11 protein-coding genes are annotated in these 10,821 nt (G+C 64.1%); 9 read left to right on the top strand and 2 right to left on the bottom strand.

The window, feature by feature from the left end; translation table 11 throughout:
• The first annotated feature begins 193 nt into the window (after positions 1-193).
• Both AC5JJ6_RS24820 and AC5JJ6_RS24825 read left to right on the top strand, forming a co-directional pair.
• Positions 194-2,350, top strand: coding sequence for a putative bifunctional diguanylate cyclase/phosphodiesterase (locus tag AC5JJ6_RS24820; RefSeq protein WP_496044628.1), 2,157 nt, complete (start codon positions 194-196; stop codon positions 2,348-2,350).
• A gap of 19 nt (positions 2,351-2,369) precedes the next feature.
• Positions 2,370-2,765: a response regulator gene (locus AC5JJ6_RS24825; RefSeq protein ID WP_496044629.1), complete on the top strand. Its 396-nt coding sequence runs from the start codon at positions 2,370-2,372 to the stop codon at positions 2,763-2,765.
• Between the two features lie 34 nt (positions 2,766-2,799).
• Here AC5JJ6_RS24825 and AC5JJ6_RS24830 read toward each other — a convergent pair whose 3' ends face one another.
• Together AC5JJ6_RS24830 and AC5JJ6_RS24835 are read right to left on the bottom strand one after the other, a co-directional pair.
• Positions 2,800-4,767: a protein-L-isoaspartate(D-aspartate) O-methyltransferase gene (locus AC5JJ6_RS24830; RefSeq protein ID WP_496044630.1), complete on the bottom strand. Its 1,968-nt coding sequence runs from the start codon at positions 4,765-4,767 to the stop codon at positions 2,800-2,802.
• A 68-nt stretch (positions 4,768-4,835) separates the two neighbouring features.
• Complete coding sequence (locus AC5JJ6_RS24835; RefSeq protein ID WP_496044631.1) at positions 4,836-5,570, bottom strand: DUF2161 domain-containing phosphodiesterase; 735 nt, start codon at positions 5,568-5,570, stop codon at positions 4,836-4,838.
• A 315-nt stretch (positions 5,571-5,885) separates the two neighbouring features.
• Here AC5JJ6_RS24835 and AC5JJ6_RS24840 point away from each other — a divergent pair, with 315 nt between their 5' ends.
• From AC5JJ6_RS24840 to AC5JJ6_RS24870, 7 genes are all read left to right on the top strand, one after another.
• Complete coding sequence (locus AC5JJ6_RS24840; RefSeq protein WP_496044632.1) at positions 5,886-6,677, top strand: response regulator; 792 nt, start codon at positions 5,886-5,888, stop codon at positions 6,675-6,677.
• A gap of 16 nt (positions 6,678-6,693) precedes the next feature.
• On the top strand, positions 6,694-7,569 hold the full coding sequence (locus AC5JJ6_RS24845; RefSeq protein WP_496044633.1) for an STAS domain-containing protein: 876 nt from the start codon (positions 6,694-6,696) through the stop codon (positions 7,567-7,569).
• A 15-nt stretch (positions 7,570-7,584) separates the two neighbouring features.
• Positions 7,585-7,986 carry an STAS domain-containing protein gene (locus AC5JJ6_RS24850; protein ID WP_496044634.1) on the top strand — a complete coding sequence of 134 codons (402 nt, stop codon included), beginning with the start codon at positions 7,585-7,587 and terminating at the stop codon, positions 7,984-7,986.
• Positions 7,976-8,422 carry an ATP-binding protein gene (locus AC5JJ6_RS24855; protein ID WP_496044635.1) on the top strand — a complete coding sequence of 149 codons (447 nt, stop codon included), beginning with the start codon at positions 7,976-7,978 and terminating at the stop codon, positions 8,420-8,422. Before AC5JJ6_RS24850 ends, AC5JJ6_RS24855 begins: the two co-directional genes overlap by 11 nt.
• Positions 8,404-9,423 carry an anti-sigma regulatory factor gene (locus AC5JJ6_RS24860; protein ID WP_496044636.1) on the top strand — a complete coding sequence of 340 codons (1,020 nt, stop codon included), beginning with the start codon at positions 8,404-8,406 and terminating at the stop codon, positions 9,421-9,423. Before AC5JJ6_RS24855 ends, AC5JJ6_RS24860 begins: the two co-directional genes overlap by 19 nt.
• Positions 9,420-10,607: a sensor histidine kinase gene (locus AC5JJ6_RS24865; RefSeq protein WP_496044637.1), complete on the top strand. Its 1,188-nt coding sequence runs from the start codon at positions 9,420-9,422 to the stop codon at positions 10,605-10,607. The genes AC5JJ6_RS24860 and AC5JJ6_RS24865 overlap by 4 nt, the downstream gene beginning before the upstream one ends.
• Positions 10,608-10,715: 108 nt before the next feature.
• The coding region (locus AC5JJ6_RS24870) for a twin-arginine translocation signal domain-containing protein (RefSeq protein WP_496044638.1) at positions 10,716-10,821 on the top strand (106 nt) is incomplete at its 3' end.

Here is a 10,821-nt window from a genome sequence, read left to right on the forward strand (position 1 = left end):
GACGCACTGCGGCATAGCCATCCCATAAACCCAAGCTTTTCTGCCGGAAACGGGAACTCTTCTATCTGTGTCCTGTCTCGAAAATTATTGACCTCGTTTTCAACACTCGTATCATGATCGGGTGACGTCTGAGTCTACCGCCGGCTGGTTGTCGTAGTGGCGATCTCGAGCAAGCGGGCGCGAGGAGAATGGTATGATTGTCCTGTCTGGCGTCGGGATGGAGGATCACTCCCACTTGCCGGCGGTGGATGGTGCGGATGCGATGGCAGGGGTGAGGACCGCATTGGTATTCGGTGGTTCCAGCGTCTCGAATCCGTTGTTCGAGATCCTCGATCTCGCGGGAGATGCCTTTGTCGTCATGGATGGCGCCTTTCGCATCGTCCTGTTCAACCGTGCCGCCGAGCAGGTCTTCCAATACTCCGCGTCCGAGGTGATCGGGCATTCGGTGCAGTCGTTGCTGCCGGAGCGCTTCCGTCATGGTCACGGCAAGCAGATGATCGATTTCCGCGATCACACTGAAGGCTCGCGCCTGATGGGTGAGCGCCGCCAGATCGTCGAGCTGCGCCGCGACGGGGCCGAGTTCCCGGCGGAGGCCTCCATCGCCTGCGTGTCGCTCGATGGCGAAACGGCCTATGTGGTGGTGCTCCGGGACATAACCGAACGTACCCTGGCGGAGCAGCAGACGGCGCGTCTCGGCCGGATCATCGAGCAATCCATCAACGAGATCTACGTCTTCAACGCGGAGTCGCGGCGTTTCATACTCGTCAATCGGGGGGCTCGCGAGAACCTGGGCTACTCGGCGGAAGAAATGCTCGGCATGACGCCGATGGACCTGAAGGCGGACTATTCCGAGGACGATTTTGCCCAACTCGTGCGACCGCTTCAGGACGGTTCCATGGATGAGATCTGTTACGAGACTCTCCATCACCGCCGCGACGGTTCCACCTACGAGGTCGAGATCCGCCTTCAACTGCTCCGGCACGAGACGCCGCCCGTATTCGTCGCGATCGCCCGCGACATCACGGAGCGCTCCCATTTCGAGACCCTTATCCGGCGGCAGTCTCTCTACGACGCCGTGACCCTGCTGCCCAACCGCACTCTGTTCGGCGAACGCCTTGCCATGGCGCTGGAAGACGATCAGGCATCCAAGGTATCCGGCGGCATGATGCTGATCGACCTGATCGACTTCCGGCTCGTCACGGACAGCATGGGCAGGACCATAGGCGACCGTGCCATTCAGGAAGCGGCAAGGCGCTTGGCCGGCTGCCTTCGCTCGACCGACACGCTGGCCCGGCTGGAGGGATCGGAATTCGCGGTCCTCACCCCAAATCTGGATCACGCCGGCCGCATGGGCATGCTGGCCGACCGGGTGCTTGCGGCCTTCGAATCGCCGGTCGACTTGGACGGATTCGAGATCACGCTCAACCCCGTCATCGGCATGGTCACCTTTCCCGCCGACGGAACCGATCCGGACGTCCTGCTGCGCAATGCCAATGCAGCGCTTTGGAGCGCCAGGGAAAGTGACGGACCGCCCAGGCGCTTCTATACTCCCGATCTCGACACTGCGGTAAACAACCGGATCGCCATGAGGTCCGGCTTGTCGCGGGCGCTGGAGCGTGGGGAGTTCTCGCTGGTCTACCAGCCGAAGGTCGATCTGAAGACCTGGACCGTCTGCGGATGCGAGGCGCTCCTGCGGTGGCGCAGTCCGGATCTCGGCAACGTTTCTCCTGCGGATTTCGTCCCGGAACTGGAAGAAACGGGGTTGATCAACGCCATCGGCGAATGGGTGCTGGAAACGGCCTGCCGCAAGCGCCGCCTACTGATCGACCACGGGCACTCCAAGGTCCGCATGGCGGTCAACCTGTCGGTCCGTCAGATTCGTCCCGCCTTCATTCCGGCACTGATCGCGATCCTCAAGCGTACCGGACTAGAGCCGCACGACATCGAACTGGAGATCACCGAAAGCGTGCTGATGAAGGACAGCGGCGAAATCGTCCTGCTGTTGCAGCAGCTGGCCGATTTGGGCGTGCATCTGGCTCTCGACGACTTCGGTACGGGGTATTCTTCCCTGGCCTATATCAAGATGATGCCGCTCGATACGATCAAGATCGACAGGTCGCTGATCACGGACATTGCGACGGGCGCCGAAGATGCGGAAATCGTTCGCGCTGTTATCGACATGGGCCATTCCATGTCACGCCGCATCGTGGCGGAAGGAGTGGAAACCGAACAGCAGGTGGCCCACCTGCGCCGCCTGGGTTGCGACGAGATCCAAGGCTATCTGTTCAGCCGGCCCATACCTGGTCCCGAGCTGCTGAAACTGTTGGCCGGCCTCGCTTCGCCATCTTGAATGACATGAGAACGCGGCCATGACGCATTCCGCTTCAAAAGGTCAGATCCGGGTTCTCTGCGTAGACGACCATGTCATCATCGGCATGGCGATGCGCGCCACCATCGACGCATCCCCGGACATGTGCTGCGTCGGATGCATCGACCGCGCCGACATGCTGACGGAAACCGTCTCGGAGTTGCGGCCCGACGCCGTGCTGCTGGATCTCCACATGCCGGGCAAGGAACCGCTGGCGGCGATGCGCGACCTGATCGAGGAGCACCCTGGTGTCGCGATCATCGCGTTCAGCGGCTCCGACGACAGCGAGACGCGGCAAAGGGCCTTGAAGTCCGGCGCATGGTGCTACCAGCTCAAGGGGCACAGCGGGCAGAAGATCCTGGATGCCATACGGACGGCAGTCCACCGAAAGAGATGACGGCTGTTCCGGCACCGCTTCGTCCTCCCGCCGATCACAGCCCGGATGGCCATGTTTCCGCCTGATCGTGCCGCTCGGCGCCGGCAAGCGGCGTTACCGCCGTCGTTTCGGCAAACCAGACCCAATGGTCGAACTGATCTGGCAAGCTGGCGTGGAAGTAGTGGCTCTGCCGTTCGGTTTCGGGACGATAGATCACGCCGATGGCGCGCTCCAGCCGTTGGCGTTTCAGATCGGCGACCAGCGCCCCGGCGCTATCCACGTTGAGGTCCAGCAGGAAGCCCGGTATCCCGGTCTCGGCGCACAGCCGTTCGTAGCTGTCGGCAATCGACGGGCGGACCTGTTTCACCTCCACCGGCCCGTCCCAATCGGATGCCGCCGCCACCGTGCCCCGGTCCGTGCCGAAACCGACCAGCGCCACATCCGCGCCGAACGCTTCGCGGCAGAGTTGACCGATGTTCAGCTCGCCGTACCGGCCCATCTCCGTCGCGGAGGCATCGCCGATATGCGAGTTGTGCGCCCAGACGACGGCCTTGGACCGTGGCCCGCGCGCCGCCAGTATCGATTGGAGCGTTTCGAACATATGGCGGTCGCGCAGGTTCCAGCTGCTGGTCGAGCCGGAATACAGCGTCCGGTAATATTCCTCCGCCGCCGCGACCAGCCGGGCGTTCTGCTGGACGTCGAGCCACTCCGCTTCATCGTGGTTGAGGTCGGCAAGCCGCTTCTTCAGCAGGTCCTGAAGCACGCCGACGACGGCTTTCTCGCACGCTTCGAATCCTGCTTCCAGCGCCGCCTCGCCGTAGCTGGTCGGATCGCGCTGCCAGGGTGACAGGCAGCCGTATCGCTCACGCGCCAAGCGGGCCGTTTCCGGATCGACCCGGTCCAGATACTCCAGGACGGCCGCGATCGAAGACCGCAGGTTGTATAGGTCCAGGCCATAGAAGCCGACCCGGTCCTGTCGGCCGGGGATCGTCCCATTGTGTCGCCGCAGCCATTCGACGAAGCCTTCCACTTCGACGTTCCGCCACATCCAGGTCGGGAAGCGGGAGAAGGCCGGTTCGTCCGGACTGTGCGGCGGCCTATGGCGGATAAAACGGTCCACATGCGCCGCATCGGGCCAATCAGCCTCGACCGCGACGATGGTGAAGCCGTGACGGGAGATCAGCCGTTCCGTGATCTTGCCGCGCGCCCGGTAGAACTCCGAAGTGCCGTGGCTCGCTTCGCCCAGCAGCACGACGCGCTTGTCGGCGATCCTGTCGAACATTTCGCCGAATCGGGGATCGTCCAGGTCGGGCAGGGGCTCCGCCGCCGCTCGGATCAATTCGACAGTGCCGAGGGGGGCCGTGTCCTTCGTTTCCCAGCCATGCGCCCCGATCAGCGGCACGAAGGCGACGGAGCCCAGACCCTCGTCGTCGAAACTATCCTCTCCCGTCCGCCGGCGGACCATCAGTCGTTGAAACCGCTCCTGCTCGCCGACCGGGATCACCAGCCGACCGCCGGGCTTCAACTGGCGCGACAGCGTGTCCGGTATCTCCGGACCGCCCGCCGTCACGATCACCGCGTCGAACGGGCCTTCCTCCGGCCAGCCCAGCGTCCCGTCGCCGCTTCTCAGGCCGATCCCCTTGTACCCCAGGCGTTGAAGCCGCGCCGCGGCCGACCGGACCAGTGCCGCGTGCCGGTCCATCGTAAAGACCTCGCAGCCGAGTTCCGCCAGCGCCGCGGCCGAGTAGCCGGACCCCGTGCCGATTTCGAGCACCCGATCACCGGCTTTCACACCGGCAAGCTGCATCATCATCGCGACGATGTAGGGCTGGGAGATCGTCTGTCCCTCGCCGATGGGCAGCGGTGAGTCGTCGTAGGCATATTCCAGCAGTCCGTCGGGTACGAAGGCTTCCCTCGGGACTTTGCCCATGGCCGCGAGCACCCTTTCATCGGTAATGCCGCGTCCCGCGATATCGCGGTCCACCATCCTGCGGCGGTTCTCGGCGAAATCGGTGCTGGCCATTGCCCAATGTCTCCCATCGTCGGGGTTTCGTCCGTCGGCGGCGTCCTCTCAGCCGCTCAACAGGCCCCTCACACGGAAATCTCGTCGGCAGGAAGTTCGACGGCAGCTTCGGGGTCGAACCTTTCCAGCCCCAGAACCCCCTCCGCCGTAAGTCCGTAGACGCCCCGGCTGACCCGCTCGAACCAGCCATAGACGTTCTTCCGAAGGATGCCCGCCGCGCTGGGCGCGTCGCCGTCGCGCCTCAGATCCGCAACCTTCATCGGTCCATTGTCCTTCAGCAGCCGGGCGCATCGCAACGCTTCCTGACGGTACGCGGTGACGATCTTCACCTTGTTCGATCCGCCCCGGTTCGGATCGCCGATCCGCCGCTCGTGTTCCTTCAGCAGCAGTTTCGCGCGCTTGGCGTTCAGTCTGGTCCGGTAAGGTGTCGGTTCCACCACCAGCTCGACCCGGTTCGCCGCTTTGGCGCCCGGATCGACCGTCAGCAGGCCGAGCCCCAGCATCCGGCACAGCTTGCGAACGGTCGAATCGTTCGCATTGGGACCGGCTACCCGCCGTCCGGACGGCTTCGGCACAGCCAGATAGACCCGGTCGGAAAGTGCCAGCCGGTCGATCCCCTGGAGGACCAGCGACAGCGAGAACCGGAGCTTCAGCTCGACCAGCACGGGCGGCTCGCCGGGGCGCACGGCGACCAGATCGCAGCTCCGCACTTCCCCTTTCACATCGTATCCCTGTGCTTCCAGAAAGGCTTTTACCGGATCGTACAGCTCCACCTCGGAGGTCACGGGGGAGGTAACGGGCAAGGCGGCTCCTTCAACCTGATCGATGAATTATTGGCTGCCCGACGTTTGCTCCGCATCGCCTTCCGTGTCAATCGGCCGGTGCCGGCGCGTCGGCATCGTTTCGTCCGGTCATCAAATCACCATCTCTCTGCAACCTTTCAGCGCTTCGCCCGTTGCCGCAGCGACCGCAGTTCCGGTCGCGTCGCTTAAAGGGGGCTTAGCCAAATACCCCGATCCACGGCCCGAGTTATCGTGGTATGTGGAATGTCCGATTGTTCTTCCCGCTGACGACAAGGCGGGGTTTAGACAGCGTCATGATGAACCGTTGAGATCAGAATGCCGGAATCTTCCGCAGAGATTGTAAAATTCCTCCCATACCTCCGGCGCTACGCCCGCGCCCTGCTGGGGTCACAGGATCGGGGCGACGAATACGTCCGGGTGTGCCTGGAGGCCTATCTCGCCGAACCGGACCGCATCGATCCTTCCAGCAATATCCGGCTCGAACTCTTCGCCCTGTTCCATGAAGTCTGGTCGCTGGTGGACGAGACATTCCCGGAGGCGGTACCCGACTTCGGCGACAGCAAGGTGCTCCAGGGCGTCGGCCGCCTGCCGCCGCGCCAGCGGCAGGTGCTGCTGCTGGTATCGCTGGAAGGCTTCTCGTTTGACGAGGTCAGCCGCATTCTCAACGCCTCCCCCGACGAGATCCGCGCGGAGCTGGAAGCCGCCCGCGCCGAGCTTGCGACCCAGACATCCGTCCGCGTCCTCATCATCGAGGACGAGCCCCTGATCGCCGAGGATATCGCCGGCCTCGTCACCGACATGGGCCACAAGGTCTGCGGCCAGGCTGCGCGCGAGGAAGAAGCGCTGCGAATCGCGGCCGAGACCCTGCCCGAACTGATCCTTGCCGATATCCAGCTCAAGGGCGGCGACAGCGGCATCAAGGCGGTGCAGAAGATCCTGCGCTCGACCAATCTTCCGGTGATCTTCATCACCGGCTTCCCCGAACGCCTGCTGACCGGCGAGCAGCTCGAGCCCGCCTTCCTCATCAGCAAGCCGTTCCAGCCCGAGGTCCTTCGGACCGCGATCGGGCAAGCCCTGGCGGTCCATCCGCCCCAGAAAATGAACTGACGAGAAGACCTTCAGAATGCCCGACTCCTCCGGCAGCAACCTGCCCGGCCTGCTCAGCCGGTACCAGGATCGCATCCTCACGGACTGGATCGCCGCCCAGTCGGAGGTCGGCGTCCTCCGCGCCGACCTGATGCGGGAGGCGGAACTCCGCCGCCAGTCGCGCAGCTTCCTCAGCCATCTGATCGCCGCGACGAAGAACGGGCTGAACTTCGACATCGAAAGCGAGCAGTGGCAGGATGTCCGGGACATGCTGACCGAGGTGACCAATTTCCGGGTCGATCACGGCTTCACCCCGACGGAGACGGCAACCTTCATCCTGGCGCTCAAGCAGCCGATCTTCGAATGCCTGCGCGACCAGTACAAGGACGATCCGGCGACGCTGGTCAACGAAGCATGGTCCGCGACCGTGCTGCTCGACAAGCTGGGGCTCTACACCAACGATATCTATCTGCGCGGACGGGAAGACATCATCCAGCGCCAGCAGCAGGAAATGCTGGAACTGAGCACCCCGGTCGTTCAGCTCTGGGACCGGATCGTGGCGCTGCCGCTGATCGGCACGCTCGATAGCGCCCGCGCCCAGATCGTCATGGAAAACCTGCTGGAAGCGGTGGTCGAGAGCAAGGCGGAGATCGTCATCATCGACATCACCGGCGTTCCGACCGTCGATACGCTGGTCGCCCAGCACTTGCTGAAGACGGCGGCGGCGGCCAAGCTGATGGGGGCGGAGTGCATCATCAGCGGCATCCGCCCGCAGATCGCCCAGACCATCGTCCATCTCGGGGTCGAACTGCCGCAGGTGGCGACCAAGGCCGACCTGCAAAGCGCGTTCGCCCATGCGCTCAAGCGCACGGGCGTCACCTTCTCCGCCACCAAGCCCGCCCACACGCGCTGACCGGCAGTCCCATTCATGACCCACTTCCTTGAACCCAACCGCATCCCGATCTTCCAGATCGGCGATTGCCTGCTGCTGACCATCCAGGTCGATCTTGAAGACCGGATGATCATGACGCTGAAGGACGATCTGGCGGAACGGATCGCCAAGACCCATGCCAAGGGAGTGCTGATCGACATCTCCGCACTGGACGTCGTGGACAGCTTCATCGGCCGCATGCTGGCCAACATCTCAGCCATCGCCAGAATCCTGGATGCGGTGACGGTGATCGTCGGCATGCGTCCCGCCGTCGCCATAACGCTGGTCGAGCTCGGCATGTCTCTCCAGGGCGTGCGGACGGCGCTCGACGTCGACCGCGGCATGGAACTGATCCGCCGGGAATCCAGCGAGGGGGCCGAGCGCCTCCATGAGGCCTGAAGCGGGGAGGCCTGAAGAGGGGCGGGGGGAGAATTCCGCCGAAACCATTCCGATCCGGATGGGCGCCGACGTCAGCCGGGTTCGCCGCTCGGTCGCAGCCGCGATGGCCGTGATCGGCGCGTCGCGGATCGAGACCACCCGGATGGTGACGGCGGCCAGCGAACTGGCGCGCAACACGCTCGACTACGGCGGCGGGGGAGAGGTCCTGATCGCGGTCGTCGGACGCATGACGCGCCGGAAGGTTGAATTGGTCTTCACCGATCACGGTCCGGGAATTTCGGACATGTCCAAGGCGTTGACCGATGGATACAGCACGGGCGGCGGCCTCGGCCGCGGCCTCAGCGGCGCCCGGCGCCTGTGCAAGGAGTTCGAGATCAGGTCCGTACCGGGCGAGGGTACAGTAGTGAAAGTCGCATCATGGACGGAACGGCCGTAATCCCGGTACCGATCCGGGAACAAAGTCAGATAGCCGAGGCCCGCCGCAAGGCGATCCAGCTTGCATCCATCGCCAGCTTCAGCGAGCAGGATTGCGGGCGGCTTGCGATCGTCGTGACGGAGGCGGCCACCAACATCCTCCGCCATGGCGGCGGCGGGGAAATCGTGCTGGATGCCCGCTCCCACGACCATGGGGGTGAGGTCAACATCCTGGCGCTCGACAGCGGTCCCGGCATGGCGAACGTCCAGGACTGCCTGCGCGACGGAGTCAGCACGGCGGACAGTACCGGCACGGGCCTGGGAGCTATTCAGCGCCAGTCCGACCATTTCGACATCTATTCCAAGCCCAACCTGGGAACGGCCATCGTCTGCGGCGTCCGCACCGCGGGCTATCAGCAGCGCGCCCCGTTCCCCGGCCTGGAAGTGGGAGCGGTCTGCCTGCCTCGCGTCGGCGAGGCCGTCAGCGGAGATGGCTGGGCTGCGCGCGTGACCGAAAGAGGCGCCACGCTGTTATTGGTATGTGACGGTCTCGGCCACGGACTGGGAGCGGCGGAAGCCGCGGAAGCCGCCCGCAGCGAGTTTCTGCGGTCGAAGGAAAGGCTGCCCGAACCGCTGCTCGAGGGCCTGCATACGGCATTGCGCGGGACGCGGGGCGCGGTCGTCGGCGTGGTCAGGATCGAGCCGAACGACCGGCGCGTGCGATTCGCCGGGGTCGGCAATATATCAGGCTTCATCCGTTGGCGGGACGGGCAAACCCGGACAGTATCGCAGAACGGCGTTGTCGGGCATAATGTGGCGAAAGTGAAGGAATATGAGTATGCGTATGGCGGCGATCTGCTGGCGGTTTTCCATTCGGACGGTCTGAGCACCAAATGGGATATCGACAGTTATCCGGGCCTGGCGACAAGACACCCGATGATGATCGCGGCCGTGCTTTACCGCGATTTCAAACGGGTCCGGGACGACAATCTGATCGTCGTGGTGAAGACCAGCGAAACTTGACCTGGCCGCTTTTCACTGTCCATATCCGCCATGACCGCGACATCGTGCATGCCCGCCAGCGTGCCCGTCTCGTCGCGGCACGGCTGGGTTTCGAGGTACAGGACCAGACCCGGATCGCGACGGCGGTTTCCGAGGTTTGCCGCAACGCCTATGCCTATGCCGGCGGCGGCAAAGCGGATTTTCGGATCGAAGAGTCAGGCGGCCGCGTCTCCATGGTGATCGAAATCAGCGATGCCGGTCCCGGCATCGCCGAGCTGGACGCCATCCTGGCCGGCCGCTACCGCTCCAGCACCGGCATGGGCCTAGGCCTGCTCGGTTCCCAGCGGCTGATGGACCGCCTTGAAGTAAAGACATCCGAATCCGGCACTTCCGTCGTGCTCGGCCGCAACGTGCAGCGCCCGCTCGACCGGCCGGTGCCGGAATTCATCAACAAGCTGATGGACGAACTGACCCGCCAGCAGCCGATGGACCCGGTCGAGGAAGTCCAGCGCCAGAACCAGGAGCTTCTGAGCAGCCTCAGCGACCTTCGCCAGCGGGAGGAAGAGCTGCTGCAAGCCAACGCCGCGCTTCGCGCCAGCGTCGTCGAGAAGGAAGTGCTGCTGAAGGAGGTCTACCACCGGGTCAAGAACAACCTCCAGATCATCTCCAGCCTCGTCAGCCTGAAGGCCCGGAAGTCCACCAGTCCGCTCGTCCGGCAGGAGCTTGACGACGTCCGCAGCCGCATCCACTCCCTCAGCATCATCCACGAGAAGCTTTACCAGTCGGAAGACCTCGCCCGCGTGGATCTTGCCGGCTATGTCCGCGACCTCTGCGCCCATCTGCGAATGTCCTTCACCGCGTCGGGCGCCGGTCCCGAACTGACGGTCGAAACCGACCGGGTCGTCCTCGGTCTCGACATGGCGATCCAGTTGGGCCTCCTGATCAACGAGGTCGTGACCAACGCCTTCAAGCACGCCTTTCCCAATGGCGAGCGCGGCCAGATCCATGTCTCCCTGATGGTCATGCCGGCGGAGCGGCTGAAGCTGGAAGTATCCGACAACGGCGCCGGCATGCCGGAAGACGCGACCGACAGCCTCGGTATGAACCTGATCCGCGCGCTGGCCGCCCGCGTCGAAGGCGATCTTGTGATCGACGGCAGCAACGGGACGACCGTTTCCGTGACCATGCCGCTCCACGGCGATTGATCGCCGCACCGGGAGACTGTCGACATGTCACAAACATGCACGGAAAAGTGTCATATGCCCTGACTACCATCGGCCCGACAAACAATCGGGACATGGAGCAGTCAGCAGATGTCGAAGGATGGATCAGCGCAGCGTTGGGTTTCCCGCCGCTCGTTCCTGTATAACACCGCCGCCGCGGGCGGCAGCCTGATCGCCGTCGCGACTCCTCTGGGAC

Source organism: Skermanella sp. (genome assembly GCF_059503625.1).